Annotated in this window: 12 protein-coding genes; 8 read left to right on the top strand and 4 right to left on the bottom strand. The window is 41.2% G+C overall.

From position 1 onward, the window contains the following. Position 1: 1 nt before the first annotated feature. A complete protein-coding gene (locus tag WG943_RS09720) occupies positions 2–364 on the top strand; it encodes a CoA-binding protein (RefSeq protein WP_340408556.1) in 363 nt (120 codons plus the stop codon). Between the two features lie 154 nt (positions 365–518). On the opposite strand, the gene WG943_RS09725 is transcribed toward WG943_RS09720, so the two are convergent. From WG943_RS09725 to WG943_RS09735, 3 genes are all read right to left on the bottom strand, one after another. Next, entirely contained in the window at positions 519–1,349 is an 831-nt protein-coding gene (locus WG943_RS09725) for an SDR family NAD(P)-dependent oxidoreductase (RefSeq protein WP_340408558.1), read from the bottom strand. A 148-nt stretch (positions 1,350–1,497) separates the two neighbouring features. Next, complete coding sequence (locus WG943_RS09730) at positions 1,498–4,077, bottom strand: ABC transporter permease (protein ID WP_340408559.1); 2,580 nt, start codon at positions 4,075–4,077, stop codon at positions 1,498–1,500. Positions 4,078–4,121: 44 nt separating this feature from the next. Next, complete coding sequence (locus WG943_RS09735; RefSeq protein ID WP_340408561.1) at positions 4,122–4,823, bottom strand: ABC transporter ATP-binding protein; 702 nt, start codon at positions 4,821–4,823, stop codon at positions 4,122–4,124. Positions 4,824–4,965: 142 nt separating this feature from the next. On the opposite strand from WG943_RS09735, the gene WG943_RS09740 reads away from it, so the two are divergent. The 5 genes from WG943_RS09740 (at position 4,966) to WG943_RS09760 (ending at position 10,936) form a co-directional block, all read left to right on the top strand. Further along, a complete protein-coding gene (locus tag WG943_RS09740; protein WP_340408563.1) occupies positions 4,966–5,682 on the top strand; it encodes an arylesterase in 717 nt (238 codons plus the stop codon). Between the two features lie 927 nt (positions 5,683–6,609). Beyond that, positions 6,610–8,001 carry an undecaprenyl-phosphate glucose phosphotransferase gene (locus WG943_RS09745; protein ID WP_340408566.1) on the top strand — a complete coding sequence of 464 codons (1,392 nt, stop codon included), beginning with the start codon at positions 6,610–6,612 and terminating at the stop codon, positions 7,999–8,001. 356 nt (positions 8,002–8,357) lie between these two features. Further along, positions 8,358–8,891 carry an RNA polymerase sigma factor gene (locus tag WG943_RS09750; protein WP_340408568.1) on the top strand — a complete coding sequence of 178 codons (534 nt, stop codon included), beginning with the start codon at positions 8,358–8,360 and terminating at the stop codon, positions 8,889–8,891. A 20-nt stretch (positions 8,892–8,911) separates the two neighbouring features. Further along, positions 8,912–9,793, top strand: a complete 882-nt coding sequence (locus tag WG943_RS09755) for a hypothetical protein (RefSeq protein WP_340408570.1) — start codon at positions 8,912–8,914, stop codon at positions 9,791–9,793. A gap of 12 nt (positions 9,794–9,805) precedes the next feature. Then, positions 9,806–10,936 (top strand): outer membrane beta-barrel protein, encoded by a 1,131-nt coding sequence (locus WG943_RS09760; RefSeq protein ID WP_340408572.1) that lies wholly within the window; start codon positions 9,806–9,808, stop codon positions 10,934–10,936. Between the two features lie 68 nt (positions 10,937–11,004). Here the strand turns inward: WG943_RS09760 and WG943_RS09765 are convergent, their stop codons facing one another. Beyond that, entirely contained in the window at positions 11,005–11,772 is a 768-nt protein-coding gene (locus WG943_RS09765) for a TrmH family RNA methyltransferase (RefSeq protein WP_340408574.1), read from the bottom strand. On the opposite strand from WG943_RS09765, the gene tamL reads away from it, so the two are divergent. Both tamL and WG943_RS09775 read left to right on the top strand, forming a co-directional pair. Then, positions 11,766–14,201 (top strand): translocation and assembly module lipoprotein TamL, encoded by a 2,436-nt coding sequence (gene tamL / locus WG943_RS09770; RefSeq protein WP_340408576.1) that lies wholly within the window; start codon positions 11,766–11,768, stop codon positions 14,199–14,201. The two genes, WG943_RS09765 and tamL, sit on opposite strands and share 7 nt — an antisense overlap. Positions 14,202–14,620: 419 nt before the next feature. Next, on the top strand, positions 14,621–21,022 hold the full coding sequence (locus WG943_RS09775; protein ID WP_340408578.1) for a T9SS type A sorting domain-containing protein: 6,402 nt from the start codon (positions 14,621–14,623) through the stop codon (positions 21,020–21,022). The last annotated feature ends 61 nt before the right edge of the window (positions 21,023–21,083 follow it).

Consider the following 21,083-nt stretch of genomic DNA (forward strand, 5'->3'; position numbering starts at 1 on the left):
GATGAAAAAAACAGTAGTAGTTGGAGCCACTGATAACCCTGCCCGTTACGCCTACAAGGCTGTACACCGTTTACAACAGCATGGCCATGAAGTTGTGCCAGTGGGTATTCGTAAATCTGAAGTTGGCGGCAAACCTATCATCACTGACCTAAGCCAGCCTGTTGATGGTGTAGACACAGTAACCTTGTATGTAGGTCCACAAAATCAACCTTACTGGTACGATTATATCTTGTCGCTGCAACCAAAACGCATCATTTTTAATCCAGGCACTGAAAACCATGAGTTCGAAAAGATGGCTTCAGAAGCTAATATCGAAACATTACATCACTGCACTTTGGTAATGCTAGCAACTGATAGCTATTAATTAAAAATTATAATTTTGAGTATAACCTCTTAAAAATAGCATCGTATAATGAATAAATATAAAGCAGATGGCATTTGTTGTCTATGCTTAATAAAGAAGGAATCTTAACCAGATTCCTTCTTTTGTTTTAGAGACTTGTTTAAAATTATTTATTTTAAAGTTTACTCTGCATCCAGTCGCCTTCCTCTTCTTCCATTTGGTAGCGCATACTTGCTGCCAGTGCTGTGTCTGGAATAAGATTTGAACTGGTAGCCTGTAATTTAGTTTTTAAGCCCGATACTACCTTCACTTCTCCGTTCATTAATGCAGTATAGCCATCTAATGCAACTGCAGCTGGTTCAGCAAGGTTGCCGTGTGCCGCACGCGTATGGGCTGCACCTGCCCTTCTGAAGAACATCGTATTGGTACCTCCCGGGCAAAGTGCAGTAATGCTTATACCTGTACCCTTTAATTCGTTAGACAAGGCCTCAGAGAAAGAAAGTATAAAAGCCTTTGTAGCGCCGTATACAGCCATTAAAGGCGATGGCATAAAAGATACTATAGAGGCAACATTTAAAATTTTACCCTCTCCTTTTTGCTTCATATCCTTCAAAAAATGCTTTGTAAGGGCCACTGGTGTGTTAATGTTAAGTTCTATAATGGCCTGTTCCCTTTCAAGGTCTGTTTCATCAAATGAGCCATGAGTGCCGGCGCCTGCATTATTTACAAGTATATCTATGTGTATTCCGTTTTCTTTTACCTGCTGGTATACTTCTGTGGCAACGCCTGGTTCAGAGAGGTCAGCTGTGATAACGGATACTTTTTCTAATTGATGTTTATCCTGTAGTTGATAACCGAGCCTTCTAAGCCTTTCAGTGCTTCTGGCAACCAGCACCAAACTGTAACCGTCTTTTGCAAATAATTTTGCAAACTCCATCCCGATGCCATTGGAGGCCCCCGTAATCAAAACAGTTTTCCTTTTGTTTTCTTCGCTTTTAGATCTCATTTATGTATAATCTTATTAAAATAGATGCTTTAGTGTACCAGTGAATAAGGGATTTGGTTATTTCTGCATTTGTATTCCTAGCTTTGATATAATAAAAAAGGCCTCTTTGCTATTTGCAAAAAGGCCTTTTTGTAAAAGTATAATCTAACTATGATTCACCGCGAAGTATCTCTAGTGGTGGTCTGTTTAATATACCGCTGCTATTAAGCATACCTATAAATACTGTTAAAGCTGTGATGCTTAGAAAAACAGGCAGTAGTGGCGCAAAGTCTGGCACAAAGTTTACTTCAAAACTAAATACTGCTAAAGCCCAGCTTGCTGCCACAGAAAGTATAACACCCGTTCCGGCAGCCAAAGCTCCTAGTAATAGGTATTCAAACGCATTTATACTTAGTATCTGCTTTCGGCTGGCTCCTAGTGTTCTTAATAATACACTCTCCTGCACCCTCTGGAATTTACTAATGTTGATTGAACCGATTAGAACTAGCAAGCCTGTAGTGATACTAAACAAAGCCATAAACCGGATCACAAAAGAAATCTTGCTTAATATATCATCCAGCGTTTGAAGTATAAGATCCAGGTCGATAGCTGAGACGTTAGGAAAGCGCTGAACCAGTTCGCGCTGAAAATTAGCTGATTGTGCTGTAGAATCAGTACGCGTCATAAGCACATGGAACTGCGGCGCCTCCTCCAGTACGCCTTCCGGGAAAAGCACTAAAAAATTAGTCTGTACCCTGTTCCACTCTATTTCTCGCAGGTGTGCAACAGAAGCAGGCAGCAAAGCTCCCTGAACATTAAATAATACTGTGTCACCAAGTTTAACTTTAATTCGTTCAGCATAACGATCTTCTAGTGAAACAGGTATGAGTTTGTCAGGATTTTTTACTGTTCCTGTCCAGGTACCATCAACTTCTTTTTCCGAGTCAATCAGGGAATCGCGATATGTTACGCGGTACTCCCGGGTAAATGCCCAGTCGGGTATACCTAAGGTCGTATCCTTGCGTACATCGGCAGCAGTCAGACCATTTATTTCTTCAACGCGAACAGTTACTACCGGTACATACTGTAACACTGGAAGTCCAGCCTCCTTTGTTACTCTCTTGATTTCATCTTTCTGTGAGCTTTGTATATCAAAAAGAACCATGTTTGGTTGGTTTTCGCTACCTGCAATGGCAACTTCACTCAGTAAAAGGCGTTGCATCAGAAATAAGGTGGAGATGAGAGCAGTTCCTAAGCCAATAGAGACTGTTAGTAACAGTGTTTGGTTGTTTGGTCTATATAGATTAGCCAAGCTTTGTCGCCATACATAACCCCAATTAACCGGAAAGAATCTCTTTACAAACCACATCATTGCTCTGGCAAGTAAAGCTAGTACTAAAAAGCCAACTATAACCCCGCCTGTAAAAGCCAGCGCTCTTAACCAAGTGTCTAGCTGAAAGTATGCAAATACGAAAATGAAAGACAGTATTAAGAGGTAAACCAGCCAGCGCACTTTATCTTTTTGATTAGTTAAGTGCTCTATTCCGGCACGCAAGGTAATGAGCGGTGAAACGTTCCGTATCGAAAGCAAGGGCAGTAAGGCAAACAGTACTGCTACTACAAGCCCAATAGCTATCCCTTCTAGTATAGCTGACCAGGATACTGCTACAGTGACCTCTACAGGTAAAAAGGTTTTGAAAAGTTCGGGTAAGTATAACTGAATAAGGCTACCAAGTATGGCTCCAACAATAGAACCGATCAACCCCATGGCCATCACCTGGAACAAGTAAATCAGAAAAGCTTGCGCACCGCTTACACCCAAGCAGCGTAGTACCCCGATAGTAGCTAATTTTTCCCGGATATATACATGGACCGCACTGGCTACGCCTACACACCCTAAAAGCAAGGCAACAAACCCAACTAAGGCCAGAAATCTTGCCAGATCGTCGTATGCTTTACCAGTGTCTTCTTTGCGGCTGTTTACAGTATCAAAACCAAACCCAGCTTCATCAAACCTCGGCTCTAGTTTATTCGCTAGTTCGTCAGCGTCTGTTGTTTGAGGTAGTTTATAGTAATGGTAATAGCTGATGCGGCTGCCACGTTGCAATAAGCCTGTTTCTTCAAGATAATGGCGCGGGATGTAAACAGCTGGTGCTATAGTGGCCGTCATGGCAGACTGACCGGGTATTTTATGTAGAGCGCCTGCAATTTCGAAAGTAAGGTTACCTACTTTGATAGAATCGCCGGGTTTTGTGTTGTACTGGAGTAATAGTGTGTGATCTACCAACGCTTTTCTACCTTCTTCCCTAAAAGCACTGCTAGCGCTCTTAGGTTCAGTTTCGATGGCACCATAGTATGGAAAACCACCTTTCTCCAATGCCCTTACCTGCACCAACCTGGTGCCTTGAGAAGCCTGGAAATAAACCATCGATGCAAACCGAACCTCATCAGACCTGTCGCCTCCAACTGCTAGAGAATCCAGCAGCTTTTGCATATCTGGTTCTATATCTTTACTTGTTGCTACTACCAAGTCGGCTCCTATAAGAGATCTAGCCTGTTTGTCTATATCAGCGCGTAGGTTGTTGGAAAAGGAGTTAATTGCTACAAGCGCAGCAATACCTAGAACAATGGAGGAGATAAACAAAGCCAGCCTGCCTCTGTTACGGCGGCTATCTCGCCATGCCATCTTCAGTAACCAACGCATGTTGAGCGGTCTTTTATTACCTAAATGTATAATGGTGTCTGACATCTAAACCTGTTGTTCTTAAAATACCTAAGTGTATTTAGTCTAAATTATGCATTATTAACTACCGATGAAGTAACTTGGTCTGATACCACTGTGCCTCCTTTTATGCGAATAATGCGATCTGTTTTCTGAGCCAACTCAAGGTCGTGCGTAACCAGTACTAAAGTTGTTCCTGCTTCTTTATTAAGGTCAAACAGTAGCTTCTCTACCCGTTGCCCAGTTTCTTCATCCAAGTTGCCAGTAGGCTCATCGGCAAAAAGTATAGTAGGCTTATTAGAGAAAGCCCTAGCCAAAGACACGCGCTGTTGCTCACCTCCTGAAAGTTGCGTTGGGTAGTGGTCGTAACGTTCTGCTAGTCCAACCCGGGCTAGCAGGTCCATTGCCTGCCGGTGCACGTTGCGTTCGCCGCGTAGTTCTAAGGGTACCATTACGTTTTCAACTGCTGTTAGCGTAGGAATCAACTGAAAGTTCTGAAAAATGAAACCTACATACTGGTTACGCACCTGTGCACGCTCGTCCTCGGACAAACTATCCAGCTTGATTCCGTTAAGTATGACAGAGCCTGCGGATGCCCTATCAAGTCCGGCACAAAGGCCCAGCAAAGTAGTTTTTCCACTACCTGACGGGCCAACAATGGCACATGTATCGCCAGCCTGTAGCGAAAAGTTTATACCTTGCAGTACAGTAAGCGGATGATGACCACTGTAATAGGTTTTCTCCAGGTTTTTGATATCTAATATTATTGACACGTAGTTTCAGATTTAAGTTGTATTGGGAAATACTGTACTTTTAACTAAAGAAGTTCTATTACTGTTAGAAAAGGTAAACTTGTATTTTACGTTATTGTTTAGTACAGGTAAAGTATAAATTTAAGAAATAAAGCACATAAATATGCTAAAACGTAATTTTTTGCTATCCATAACAGCGGTTGTTTTTAGCTTATACAGCTGCAGTGAGTCCGAAAGAACCACCGAAATCGGCGTTGAAAAGAATAACAGTAGTAGTATTGAGAACCAAACGAACACTGCAAAATCCGAACGTACAAAAACTATACTTTTCTTCGGAAACAGTCTCACAGCGGGTTACGGTCTTGAACCGGACCAAGCATTTCCGGCCCTTATTCAAAATAGAATAGACTCTTTAAATCTACCATATAAGGTTATTAATGCAGGTGTAAGCGGTGAAACATCAGCAGGTGGTAAAAGCCGTATCAACTGGTTATTAAAGCAGCCAGTTGATGTATTCGTGCTGGAACTGGGTGCCAATGATGGTTTAAGAGGAATTGACCCGGATGAAACATTCAAGAACCTGCAGAGCATCATACGCAGCGTGCGCGAGAAGAACCCTGATGCACAGATTCTACTTGCCGGTATGCAAATGCCTCCAAGTATGGGACAAAAGTATACCAAAGAGTTTAGTGAAGTATTTTCTGCGTTAGCTAAAGAAGAAAGCGTGGCCTTAATTCCGTTTTTGCTAGAAGGTGTAGCCGGTAACCCTGAATTTAACCAGAAAGATGGCATACACCCAACAGAGAAAGGACAGAAAATACTAGCAAACAATGTATGGGCTGTGATGGAGGATATTGTTTTAGAGCCAGAGAGCATTTAAATAAACTTAGTTACTATTGTTTCACTTTTGGTTCATTCCTGCGAAAAAGTTCCTCAGAAGTTAAAGATCCAAACAAATGAGCGTCCTTTTCTCTTCGACACGGTTGTAGGGCAATATTTGGCTTATTGAGCACTTATAACAGCCCTGCTTCGCAGTGTGGAACAACTATTATATCGCCTTTAAGGATGGCATCCAACTCGGGAGATTAGAACTCTATGCCCTATCCACGACTAGTTTACTGAGCAGCTAATTAATGAAATATACCTTCAGCACCTGGTAGACTTGCTCTAATCGTATTAAGTTTTTTAAAGCGACTTAAATAGCACTCGAATGATATATAAGCTTTTCCCTCCAACGATCATCTGATGTTTTATTCAAGCTAGCACAATAGTATGTGAACATGGGCCTAATCTCTAATACCATACTTAGATGTTAGATATGCAATGTTCTATCTCTATAATTCCTGTATTTAGGTTGCAACTAGTTTTACACTATGAATTCAATGTTACACTTGTCTTTATTTGCCATTTACTACTTCATCTATAATTATATTAACTACTAATAAATTACAACGTTAAATGAATTGTTTATAACTATAATATTTATTTGTTATACATATTTAATACTGTTGTTAATGTGCTTAATGAATAGATATCGCTATATTAAACTTCAATATATTAATAGTCCACTAATTTAGATATTATTAAATTCAATCCTTTATTCACCTTATTGGTTATTCAATTTTCAATATGTATGAATAATTTTATTAATCATATTGCATTATAAACTATATTAAATATAGCTATTCTGTTTTTTTAAGCTTAGAATAATGTGCCGCTTTTAATGTATAGATGTTTTATAAAACATTGTCCGACTATGAAGAAACACACTGTATAATTTACATTGAAAATTTAAATATATACCTCTATGGCACAAAGATACTCCACGCTTTTCAGATGGATCAATGTCGTAGTTGATTACCTTTTGCTAAATGTCACCTTATACTTTTGTTTTCTAGTGGCAGACATTGACCTGGAATGGTCCAATGTGTATGACCAGCGCCTTACTATCCTCTTGCTGAACTTTTGCTGGTTTTTTAGCTCCAATACATTTAGTGTCTATAAACAATTACTTAAAAGAGACGCTGTGCCAGTAATGAATGCTACACTAGCTGCATTATGCATTTTCGTAGCTATGACTTTACTTGTAAAATTGGCTCTTCCTCTACTATATATACCACCTGTTCCCTTTGTGTACTATTTCGCCATGTTCCCTGTACTATTACTAATTTGGAAGTTCTCTTTCCTGCTGGTTAGAAAGTACAGGCGAAAGTACTGGATAGGTTCCAATAATATTGTCATAATAGGAGCAAGCCCTGTAGGTTTAGACTTTTACTATGAAATTAATTCTAATCCTCAACTAGACTGCCGGGCCCTAGGCTTTTTTGATGATTCTCCAGAACATGTGCCCAATATGGTAGACTATCTAGGAAAGGTCGAACAATGTTTTGAATACGCTGCTGCTAATAAAGTGCGTGAAGTCTTCTGCGCCCTACCCTATTCAGACTGCAGTAGAATTGAGGCACTCATGCAGGAGGCCGACAAGCACATGGTGCGGTTCCGGATCGTGCCGGACATCAAGGGCTCGCTGCACCGCAAGTGCCTGGTGGAGCTCTTCGGCTACGTGCCCGTGCTCAAGCCGCGGCAGGAGCCGCTGGAGAACAAGGCCAACGAGGTGGTCAAGCGCGCCTTCGACGTGCTCTTCTCGGCGCTGGTGGTGGTGGTGCTGCTGAGCTGGTTCGTGCCCCTGATGGCCCTCGTGATCAAGCTCGACTCGCCCGGCCCGGTGTTCTTTAGGCAGCTGCGCTCGGGCAGGAACAACCGCCCCTTCCACTGCCTCAAGTTCCGCAGCATGGCCCTCAACCCCGACTCGGACAGGCTGCAGGCCACTAGGGCAGACGCGCGCGTCACCCGCGTGGGCCGCTTCATCCGCAAGACCAGCATCGACGAGCTGCCCCAGTTCCTCAACGTGCTGCTGGGCGACATGTCCGTGGTCGGGCCCCGGCCACACATGCTCCAGCACACGCGCGACTACTCCCAGCTGATCGACAACTACATGGTGCGCCACTTCCTCACCCCCGGCATCACCGGCTGGGCCCAGGTCAACGGCTTCCGCGGCGAGACCCGCGAGAATAGCGCCATGCTCAACCGCGTGAAGGCAGACTTGTGGTACCTGGAGAACTGGTCGGTGATGCTTGATTTTAAGATTGTGTTTCTGACTATGTGGGGAATGCTAAGAAAGCACGATGACGTATATTAACTAAAGCAGTAGTTATACACTGCTGCTTGAAAAATCCCGTTTCAAGATTAGCCATGTTTAAGTGGCTATGTTTTACTTTTATAGACTCCATTAAAGCAAGGTTAGAAGGTAACTGTTTAAAGTTGCCTTCTAACCTTTTTTATTTTAAACCTACTAAACTTCTACTCAATTCTTATTTCTAGCTGATGAACAGTAATATATCGCAAACAGATTGTCAATGCAGAATTAAATCAAGAAATTTATACATCCTCAGGCAACCCAGGGTATAGCAATCTGCATCTATGGGGTAAAGAGTGTGATTAGCGCTCTAATTGCAAAGCACATAACCAGTTAAATTTGATAAACTATTACACATCGTGTCGGAAGCAGAGTTAATAGCGGGATGTCAGCGGGCAGAAAGTAAAGCGCAGAAGGTGCTGTATGAACAGTATGCCTCTAAAATGTATGGCGTGTGCCTGCGATACCTGAAAAACGATATGGACGCAGAAGAAGCCTTATTGAATGGTTTTATGAAAGTATACCAGAACATTAACCGCTTTGAGGCTAAAGGTAGTTTCGAAGGATGGATTCGCCGCATTATGGTTAACGAAGCACTCGGCTTTCTTAGGAAAAAGGAACCGATGCATATGGCCATAGAAGATAGTCACATTCAGGTTGCCGGCGCTAATGGTGCAGATCATGACCTGGCGGAGGGTGAGCTAATGCAGCTGCTGCATACATTGCCAGCTGGTTATAGAGCAGTTTTTAACTTATATGCCATTGAAGGCTACTCACACAAAGAAATAGCGGATATGCTCGGCATTAATGAGGGCACATCTAAATCGCAGTTAAGTAAGGCCCGAGTCATGTTACAGCGAAGGCTGGAAGGACAAAGTGCTATAGCTGTTTAAGAAAAGGGAGATATTATACTATGAGACCAGAAGATATAGATAACTTGTTTAAGGAGCGTTTAGGAAATACAACTCCTACACCGCCTGCCGATCTTTGGAACAGATTGCAAAACAGAATAGAAGATGAAATGCCTCGCAAAGTAGAGATACGAGAAGAAAAGAAGAGCTTTATGTGGATCTATTCTTCTGTAGCGGCTACATTGTCGCTGTTGCTTACAGTAGGTGTGGTATTCTACAACATCAAAACCACCCCTGAGGTAAGTAACTCTCTTGTGGTTAAAGATAAGACCATACTTCAGGAGTCTCCTGTTTACAATGCCCCTGCAGAGGAAGCCATAGCAAAGGTAGATGCTACAACTTCAGCAGCTGAAATTATTTTAGAAAAAAAATCTGCACTCCAGGCAACCGAAGATGCAACCCCTGCATCTAACATAACAGAAAGGGTTGCTAAACCTGCAACACTGGCAAAGGCGAATACAAAAGCTGTACAGCAAACTAAAACAGCCATTGCTAAAGTAGCAGAACAACCTAAGGCAGATGCGCAGCAGGCCATTGCCGATAATACCCCGATTACTGAAAAACCAGCGGAAGTGAAAGCAGTAGCACCGGCAATCGAAGAACCAGTTGCCACTGCTTTGGCAGCCAACACAAACATGAATGCCCGCCCTGTAGAGATCACTATCAAGCGATCCGCACCAGCTGTCGCGACAGCACAGGTAGATGAAAGCGAAGAAGGTGGTTTTGAGAAGAAAGCTAAGCTTGCCAAAAACATTTTTAAGCAGGCACGCAATCTGGCTAACGGTGAGCAGGTAGAGCTGGCAGACTTGGGCATCCGTGCCGATAGGATTGCGCTGGAGACTCAGATCGGGAAACAAAAAATATCTAAAGTAATTAATCTCTAACCCTACAAAACCATGAAACGAGTACTACTTCTTATGGCCATCTTCATGGCCACAGTAACCGGTGTGTCTGCTAAAGGCGGCCTTACCGTAAAAGAGCGCCTAACCTCTGAACAGGATACTATTGTTGTAAGAATGGCAAACGGCGCAAAACTGATCCTACAACTTCAGAACATAGAGCAATTAAAGGCATTTGAGAACTATAGCCTAGACTCTCTGATGCGTGAGCTGAACAAGTATGTAGAGCAGGTAGACCAGATGGAGAATACCACCGACGGCAAAAAAGACATGACAGTTACATTCAATACGGATAAATCTGCCGACGGAAAATCTGAGCAAATAACAGTGACTGTACAGGAACAAGATCCTAAAACCGGAGAGGTGAAGAAAGAACGTCACGAGATAAGAATCAACAAGTCCATTAAAATAGATGTGGAAGTTGAGGAAGACGGTGACAACACACGAGTAAATGTTAATGTGCCGGATAAGGCACAACGTGATAGTACCAGAGCAGCCTATAAAGAAAAACACTACAAGGCAAGTAAGTTTAACTTTGATATTGATTTGGGCTACAACAATTTACTGAACACTGAAGATACGCAGGTACCGGATTTGAAGACATTAGGCTCGAGGTATGTAAGCCTTAACCTACATTTAAATAACCAAATTGGTGGTCGCAAAAGTCCTTTCTATATTGTGTCTGGCTTCGAGTTTGCCTTCAACAACTTCATGTTCGACGATAACATTGTAGTAAATGACATTAACAAGGTAACTACGTTTACGGAGCTAACAGACAGAAACTTTGAGAAGTCTAAACTCACTTATTCGTCAGTGAATATTCCGATTATGCCAAAGTTACAGTTTAAGCGTGAGAACGGAAAAGATGGATTTTTGATTGGAGCAGGCGGTTTTGCAGGTTACCGTTTAGGCAGCCACACTAAACTGAAGTACCAGGAAGAAGGTAAAACAGAGAAAGATAAAACCCGTGATAACTATAACTTAAGTGATTTCCAATATGGACTTGAGGGCGTTATTGGTTACGGAAGCGTTAATCTGTTTGTAAAGTATAACATGAATGATGTATTTAAAGATAACCGCGGACCGCAGGCAAACGTGATCAGCTTTGGTTTAAGACTACTGAACTAACAAGTATAAAGTGATTAAATATTGTTTAAAAAGGAAAAGGAGCTTAAAGGCTCCTTTTCCTTTTTAAACTATGCATTATGCATAAAATTGTCTACAATTATGGCTGTAGCCGTAGCCACATTAAGCGACTCTGCGTGGCCGAAGGCAGGAATTTTAATCAGTTGGTTAACCTGCTTGGCTACCTCAGGTCTTATACCATTCGCCTCATTGCCCATCACAATAATACCTTCGGGCTTAAGATGCATACGGTGCAGATTTTCGCCAGCAAGCGAGGCGCCATAGATTTTAAACTTACTTGTATGTTGTGCGAGCCACTCCGGAAGGTCTAGATAATGTACTTGCACTCTGGTAAAAGAGCCCATTGTAGCTGATATTACTTTTGAATTATAAAAATCGGCACAGGTTTCGGAACAAATCACATGTTCTAATCCATACCAATCAGCTATTCTGATAATTGTACCAAGATTACCTGGGTCACGAATATCATCAAGTGCGATTACTAGACTATGCTCATGTATTTTAGGCTGTGCCAACTTCCGCATACTTGCTACAGCAAGTGCAGCGTTATTACTTGCAAAAGTACCTGCGGCAATTAATTCTTTTTCTGTAACTATCTCATACTTAAAACCTTTGATAATAACAGCGTTATGTTCATCTTTAAATTCCTGTGTAACAAACAAATGCTGTATCTCAAAATCAGATTTTAGTAATTCGAGCACACTTTTTGCTCCCTCCACAACAAATGCTTGGTGTTGGTTGCGGTATTTTTTTACTTGCAGCGATTTAACGTATTTTACAATTGCTTTTGAGAACATAGCCTGATAAACGTTTGACATCACGAGTATACATATACGCCCTTGCATTTACAATTCTTCTCTTCACAGGCTGCGTTCCCACCGCATATCTTGGCGAGAAAGATAAGTTACTGGTAAGTATAAAACCAGAGGGGCTAGATTTAGTAGATCCGCTTGCTATTCAGGGACTTTACAGGCAAGAGCCGAACCGCCTCGTATTGGGTACTGCCCCTTACTTGGCTCTTTATAATTTTGGTAAAAAGTTTTACGACCCACCTGAAATTCAGCAAAAGATTAATGAGCAAGAAACAAAGCGAGATGAAAAAATAGCAGCTGCCGGAACTGATACTACTAAAGTCGTTCGTATCAGGAACCGTTTTGAGAACAAGATAGAGCGCCTCGAGACAAAACTGAAAGAAGGTAATTTCTTGATGCAGCTTGGTGAGCCGCCTGCCATTTACGATTCGGTAAAAATGGAACGTACCATCGATCAAATCAATGTCTACCTTAATGCTAAAGGTTTCTTCAACAGCAAAACAAGTTATACTAAAGAAGTAAAAAATGAGAAACTAGTCTACGTTACTATAAATGTAGAAGAAAATACCCCTTACAGGTATTCAGAGTTCACTTATACTATACCGGATACGGCTATAAGGCGCATTGTAGTAAGCAATGCAAACAGATCGCTTCTAAAGCTTGGAGATATTTATGATGAGGAAGTTCTTTCCAGTGAAAGAGATAGGCTGTTTGATCTGCTTAGAAACAGAGGCTACTATGAATTCGCGCGCGCTTATATAGAGTTTTTGGTTGATACAACCAGAGCCGGAAGCTTCGCTCAGGTAAATACAATTATACAAAATCCCGAAAATGGAGGCAGGCATAAAGTATATAAAATTAATGATGTATACTTTAAATCAGATATAGACCGCTTCGGTATACCACGTGATACGATAGAGTACAATGGTGTAAATTACATGGCATACAGGCACCGCTATTCTACAGAAATATTAGATCAGAAAATTGATGTAAAGCCTGGTGATTTGTACAGTCAGCTACAAACCACCATTACGCAGCGTAAGCTTTCTAACCTGGATGTATTTCAATTTAATAATATACTTTACAACAGAGTAGGTACTCCCTCCGATTCTACCTATCAACTAAATGCCTTCATCAACGCTTCTCCGGCCAAGAAGTATCAGGAAACGACAGAGCTTGGAGTAAATTTTACAGAGCGTAGGCCCGGTCCTTATTCAAGTATAAGGTTGCGAGTTCGTAATATATTCGGTGGAGCTGAGAATCTTGATATAGGCTTGAACGGCGGTTTAGAAGGCCAGATTGCTTTAACTCGCGAAGCCGAAACGGTTATGATAAAAGAGTATGGCGGCAACGTTGCGCTCACGTTTCCTGTTATACTCTTTCCTTTTACCGGTAAAAGCTTGCTGGCTAACCTAAACCCCAGAACCCGCTTTTTTACTGGTTTATCTTCAGAAGATCGTACAGAATACAAGCGTTTAAGTTATCAATTAGGACTGGATTATATTTGGCAGCGTTATCGCAGCCCTTCTCAGCCTCCTGTTATGCAGTATACTTTTTCTCCTGCTAATTTTAACATTATTCAAGTTAGTCGTTTAGATTCTACTTTTGAGGATTACCTTAATCGTTTCAGTAACAGTCGATCGCTGTCTGAAAGCTTTAAGAGTGCATTGCTTTCATATATGTCGTTTAATTTTATATACAACACAAACGACTTTGCGCAGACAAGAAATGCTCGCTATTTCCGTGCACAGTTAGAGCTTGGGGGCATAAGCCAGCAACTTGGACTAAACTTGAATTTTTCTGACCTCAGAACTTTTCAATATGCCCGAGTTAACCCAGATTATAGGCGATACATTCCGCTTGGAGGCAAAAGGTTATTCGCGTATAGAATTAATGCAGGCGTGGCCAAGCCACTGTTTAATTCTACTGTTTTACCTTACGATAAGCACTTTTTTGCAGGCGGAGCCTCTAGCGTGCGTGCCTGGCAATCCAGAAGGTTAGGTTTGGGATCCTATCCTGCTACTACTGAAACTATAGTTGAAGGCGATACCGTGATTACTAGAAACTTTAATGCAGAACAACCAGGTGAAGTTTTATTAGAAGGAAGCGCAGAATACCGTTTTAATTTGTTCAGTTTTATAAACGGTGCCCTTTTCGTGGATGCCGGTAACGTTTGGGAGTTAAAAAAGGACCCTGCAAGGCCAGGTGCAAATTTTGAAATTAACCGTTTTTACAAAGAACTGGCAGTTGGCACTGGTTTCGGTATCCGTTTTGATCTTTCGGTAGTGGTGCTACGCTTTGATATTGCTACTAAAGTAATTGATCCCGCAGAGGTGCAAGGGCAACGTTTTGTATTGGATAATTTTAAATTCTCTCAAATTTTTACCCGTAACAATCAAACCTCTCTTAATATAGGTATTGGCTACCCTTTTTAATTGGGAAATTTATATTTAAATATTCCTAAATAAGGAAGAACAACCTAATGGGATTAAATTCACCTAATCCATTCTTCAAACTTTTTTAGCTTTTAGTCAACTTTTTTTCAATAAGGCTAACCTATCAAATTTGCTTTATAACATACCCTGACAGGTAGTATAAAGTGCAAAAAATCTTACCTATTGTATAAATCAAATTGCTTAAACACAATTAGAATTTAGCTAGGCATGGCTCTGTGTTACAACATTGCTTTGAGTAACAAGCTTATCCTTTAAAATATCAATTAAGAAAGTCTAACATGGAACTTTTATGAGGAACTAACGGCATTGCATTTGAGTTTAGGAATTGTTGCAAAAAATGCCTTATACGAGAGTGCGCATTTTTTGTTTGATTAATGAATAGGCTATGCCATCTGCTTATGAAAGAAATTTTACGACTCACTTTTATTTTAGCTCTGCTATTCCCACAGTTGTTGTATGCTGAGGGATCAAAAAACCTAACTCCTAATAGAGCTGGTTCTACCACCGATCTGACTAACCCCAATAATACTAGATCGGGTTATCTTGCTCATGATGCTAACTTTCCTAGTGCTAGTGGAGTATCAATTACGTCTCTTGGCTTTTTAAAGCCTGCAGGCTTTAGTCGCAATGGAGCTACGTTTTCTACAGATCACAGGCTTTACATTAGAGTTAAAGCAGGGGAACATTTATTATATGGTGTAAGAAGGGCTATTCATGATCAAACGTCTGCAAATCAGGCTGATTTAACTATTACTATCAGGAGAGCTACTGTAAGTACGGGTGTGGTTGGTGAAGTTGTACGGCAAACAACACTTACCCGTAATCAAAATTCTACAAGGCACATGCTACTTAACACTAACCAAAGTGGTGTTATAGCAACGCCAGAGCAAGCCTCAGAAGGGCCTAGATTTTCTATTGGTAGCACCCAATATAATTCTGGAGGATATAACGCTTTATCAATAACAAACAATACAGGCGCTGATCAGGACTACTGGGTAGAGTTTAACCAAGTAGGTGAATCAAATTGGACTGATGATGGGCGTAGATTTTCAGTGTATGATCTTTGGGACTTTACAGTAGTGGACGGCTCTGGTGTAGAAAAACCTGGCCGTATGCGTAGTAAGTTGTGGTCTTTTTCGGCAGGTGGTGCTAATAATGTATTCTCCAAAGACTTTAACATGTACCCGCTTATACCAAGCGAAAACCAAGCAGATAAGTATTTCATTAAAAAAATAGAATTAGCTGGAATTGCCCCACAAAACTTTTTCCGTTTTGTTACTAACAGTATGGGTACCGTAACAGGAACTATTTTTGAAGAAAGACGCAAAAGCCAGACGGTTAACTCAGATTATCCTGAATACTTTAACTTCGTAACAAATCCAGACCCTGAAATATGGCCATCAGCTACTGCTCCTACATTTACTGTTAATGTTCAGCCTTTCTGTATTAATTCTACTACAGACAGAGGCGGAGTAACCTTTACGGGCAACAGCTCTGAAAGCAGTACATTCATAGTGCTGATAGATTTAAACAACAACGGAGTATATGATCCCGGAACAGCAGATGTGCTTTTAGAAAAAACGGGGCCTGCCGGAAATAAAGTTATTACTTGGGATGGTTTGAACGGCTTAGGACAAGTAGTACCTAAAGGAACAACACTAAGATATTATTTTAAAAACGGAAGCGGACCTGTAAACTTCCCGGTTTGGGACGCAGAAACTAACGTAGATGGATTCAGAGTTGGTGAGGTAAGGCCTTTGCCACCTGGTGTACCAACGGATAACTATGTAAGTAAGCTATATTGGGATGACTCAAAATTAGCCACCTCTAGATTTCCTACGCCTCAAACTCAACTATTTGGTGTGACCTCATCTGGGGGTGTACACAGATGGGGATCAGCGACTACTACTGCCGGAGACTTATACACTGTAAACACCTGGACTTATGGCTATACCAATGAGACGGAGCAAACGCAGGTTTATACCTATGATTGTTCTGCTGACTTGGCTGTAACTAATGTTGCTTCAGGTGGCAATTATGTAGTTGGCAAGCAATTTACCTATACTGTCACGATCACAAACAACGGTCCCCAGTTTGCCACAGGTGTAGTGTTAGCAGACCTTATCGATAACACCAAACTTAACTACATCAATGCTGTACCATCTTCAGGTACTTATAATGCTACTACAGGCGTCTGGACAGTTGGTGATATAGGAGTTGGCGCTACACGCACTCTTACTATAACTGTGTCGCCTAAAGTTACAGGTACGATTTCTCAAGTCGCAAGTATAACTGCAATGCAGCAAGCGGATATTATTGCTTCTAATAATTCTGCAACTGCAACCATAACAGTTGTGCCTGCTGCAGATATCGAAGTAAAGAACACTGCTTCTGGTACAACGTTTAGCAATGGCGATGAAGTAACTTACACCATTACAGCCAGAAATCTAGGACCTAACGATGCTACTAACGTAGCAATTACTGATGTACTACCTTCTGGGCTAACTTTTGTGAGTGCCACAACAGCATCTGGTAGTTACAGCACTACAAATGGCGTCTGGACAGTAGGCAACTTAACTAATGGTGCAACGGCTACATTAATCCTTAAAGCTAAGACAAACAGATTAGGTGCCATCACAACAACAGCCACTTTAAACAATAGAGCGGGCTTTCAGTTAGACGAGAACTCTGCCAATAACTCCTCTTCAAACACAATTAATGTAATTCCATCGGCAGATGTGGCTATTACAAATTCAGTTAATAACACCACTCCTAGCCAGAACCAGGACATTATTTATACTATCAGAGTTACTAATAATGGACCAAATAACGCTACCAATGTTGTTGTTGATGATCCGATACCAGCCGGCTTGACTATAACAGGCTATAACATAACAGCGGGATCAATAGATGTAGCAAATGGTTCTTGGATTGTTGGTACTATTGCAAACGGTACTTCACAAACATTAACGCTTTACGCGAGACCTACTGCAACAGGGCCCATTACATTAACAGCTTCCCAAAGCCATACAGAGTTTGATGGTGTTTCAAGCAACAATATTGCAAGCTCAACCATTAACGTAAGCCCTACTGCTGATGTAGCTGTTACAAATACTATATCACCTGTAAAGTCAAGTTACGCAAACGGTGAGATGGTGACGTATAGTATAGTTGTAACAAACAATGGCCCTAGCACTGCCACAAATGTACTAGTTACAGACAAACTGCCTGCCTCACTTACATTCCAGAATGCAACTACAACTGCAGGTACTTACGACCCGAATACAGGTATTTGGACAGTTGGAAACCTTACTAATGGTGCATCACAGACATTAACTTTAACTGCTACCATAAACCAAAGTGCAGTAATCACTACTACCGCTACACAAACGCATACAGAATTTGATAACGTTAATGGTAATAACCGTGCTTCAAATTCCATTACGTCCGGCTCAGGGGTTATTACAGCTGATATAGCTGTTGATGTAAGAGCCGTTGCAGATAATTATTATACAGGAAAGCCTGTCACATTTATAGTTAGAGCCGAAAACTTGGGGCCGGACATAGCGACTGGAGCATACATTAACTCGTTGCTGCCTAGTACCATGGAATATGTAAGCCACGATGTAAAACTAGGCACCTATAATACTACAACCGGAGTGTGGAACTTAGGAACTCTTGCATCTGGCTCTTTTACTGAATTAACTATAATTGCTAAGCCTTTACCAAACCCGACAACTGCAGCTACAGCAATAATTAATCATACACTTACTGCCTCATTGCAGACACTGGAGCAACCACAAGGCGCAAACTCAGGAGTTGATTCTGACAGCGAAACTATCGCTGTAAATAAATTAGCAGAGATAGGTGTAAACATGACTGTTACCAGTAATGATCCTGAAGGTAAATACTACAATGGTGTTACACAGGCTACTTTTGTAATGACAGTTACAAACAATGGCCCTGATAAAGTAACCGGATTGGTAGGTTCTGATACCAGAACTGGACTTTTAAATTTTATTTCTGTAAGTGGAGATCCAGGATTTAACCCTTTAACAGGTGTTTGGACAGTTGGTGAGCTAGCTCCAGGAGAAAGTAAAAGTGTAACTGTAGTAGGTATTCCTAATACTACAGGCCGCTTGAACTTAGGTGGGTACGTCACTAATGCTAATCAATTCGACGGTGTTGTAGAGAATAATAAGGCTGTTGCTTTACTAGATGTACTTCCGGTTGCTGACCTTAAGGTAACACACACAGTTGCCCCAGGTCCATACTACAATAATCAAAACACAACCTTTACTATAACGTTGGAAAACGTTGGACCTGATGCTGCAACAGGTGTAACCATAGAAGATAAACTACCAGAAGGACTAACTTTTGTTAGTGCAACTACATCTTTAGGTACTTATGATCCTGTTACAGGTATCTGGACACTAGGCTCCGACATACTTCCGAATGAACCGCAGACCTTGGTGCTAACAGTAAAGCCAACAGTGTCAGGAGAATTGTCTATGTTGGCAAAAGTAAATACCGCAAACGAATATGATAGCGTTACCTCTAACAACGAGGCACTTGCAAGTATAAGCACAGCAAAAGCTGCTGATATCAGAGTGTTTTCTAATGTGCCAACAGAAGATCGATTTGTAGGAGAAGAGACATCTTTCACAATTAGAGTGAGAAATCTTGGACCTGATGAAGCAACAAACATTTTGGTAAAAGAGAATTTGCCAGCAGGCTTCAACTTTGTAAGCGCCTCCCCTACTGTTGGTACTTACGATGTTGCCACAGGTATCTGGTCTATTCCTGCTTTAGCAAACAATGCTACTGCCAATCTTGTGATGACAGTTGTGCCAAATAAAACGGGTACAATTACAAATTACGTCTACAAGGTATCATCTACAGAATATGACCCTAACGGTGAGAACAGAGAAGCAGGTAATAACCGCACAACAATAAGCTTTACCATTAGTGATCGTCAGGCAACTTATACTTCTAATGCATCTAAAAACTTTTACGATTATCTAAAGAATGATGTATTGGCTTACCCTGTTGACCCTGATGGTAGTATAACTCGTGCAAGCTTAGCAAGTGGAACAATGCCTGCTGGTATGGAACTGCTTAACAACGGTAATATAGTAGTGTCAAACCCTCTTCTGATACGCCCTGGTACATTCTATATAAATGTTGAAACCCTTGATGAGTTCGGTAATGAATCGATTGTAAATAATATTGCCATTGTAATTACCGCAGATAGAGATGGTGACGGCGTTAATGATTTCAATGATGTGGATGATAACAATGATGGTATTACAGACATGGATTCTTCTGGTGACGTAGATCCGTATGGCGATGCAGATAACAATGGAATATTTAACTATATAGATCCTGCCTTTATTTATCCAGGAAACAAGGCGTTTATAGATACTAATGGTGATGGCATCAACGATTGGTTTGACACAGATTTAGACGGCATCATTAACTCCCTTGATTTAGATATGGACGGTGACGGCATCACAAATGCAATAGAGGCAAACGGAGGCACAGCACCAACCGCAATGGGTTATAACAGTACTACCGGTACTCTAAGTGGAGGCGTTTCCGGTAATGGAATGCCGGCTCTTGCTCAAACTGCTCCTAATAACGGTGTGTCAAAGTATAGTATGCCAGATACAGATAAAGATGGTATAGTAGATTTCCTTGACATCGATTCGGATAATGATGGATTACCCGACCTGATGGAAGCCCAGGAAACACTAACTTATACTACAGGCCGCTTCCTGGATGCAGACCGAGACGGTATTGACGATGCTTTTGACGCAAGTTGTGGCTGTGCTGTTAATGGTGTTGCTATCAACCCTGTAAATTCAGATAACGATGGCATTGCGGACTATATGGATACTGACAGTGACGACGATCTGACTTCTGATTTTGTAGAGTCTTTTGATGATAATGAAGACGGTGAATCTTTAGACAATCTATTAGATAGGGCTACAAGGTTCGAAGCTAGAAATGGCCTTAGCTACTACGTTGTAGGAACAAATATTACGGTTGGTAACTTGCCAGCCTGGTTGAGAGATGACAACAAAAACGGTATCCCTAATTTTCTGGAACCTGGAAATGCCTATTACAGAGATACAAACAACGATGGTTTAGTAGACCTGTTCGATTCCAGAACTGGCGGCGAAAGGGTTTTATACTTGTTGAATAGCAACAACAAAATGCACTACCGTGATACAAACATTATTTCTCCGTTACCAGTTACGCTTCTAAGCTTTACTGCCAAGCTAAAAAACAGTAATGCTGTATTAAATTGGGTAACAGCTACAGAGTTAAACAGCGATAAATTTATTATTGAACGCAGTATAAATGGCCGTACTTTTGAAGCAATAGGAAGTGTAGATGCTGCAGGTAATACTAACACTAAAAAATCGTATAGCTTCACAGACTTTAAAACGCCAAACACAACTGTTTACTATCGTTTAAAACAAATTGATCTTGACGGAAAGTATGAATACAGCACAGTAGTATTTATAACGTTAAACGATGCGTTTGCAAAGGATGCAGGTGCTATGCTATACCCTAACCCTACACAAGGCAAAGCATATCTTCCGCTTTCGAAACTACCTGTAGATACTTATACAATTAATATCTATAGTATAGATGGCCGTATGGTTAAGCAACTTGTTCTTTCAGGAGCCACTGAACATGCACTGGATTTAAGTAGTCTTGCAACAGGAAAGTATATACTCAGGATTACTGGCAACCTGCATCAACAAAGTATAAACTTTATTAAACAGTAGTTTAAAATATAAAATGAAGAAGCCCCATCAAATGATGGGGCTTCTTCATTTTATACCTGAT

This window comes from Pontibacter sp. H249 (assembly GCF_037892465.1).
In the GTDB taxonomy this organism is placed as follows: domain Bacteria; phylum Bacteroidota; class Bacteroidia; order Cytophagales; family Hymenobacteraceae; genus Pontibacter.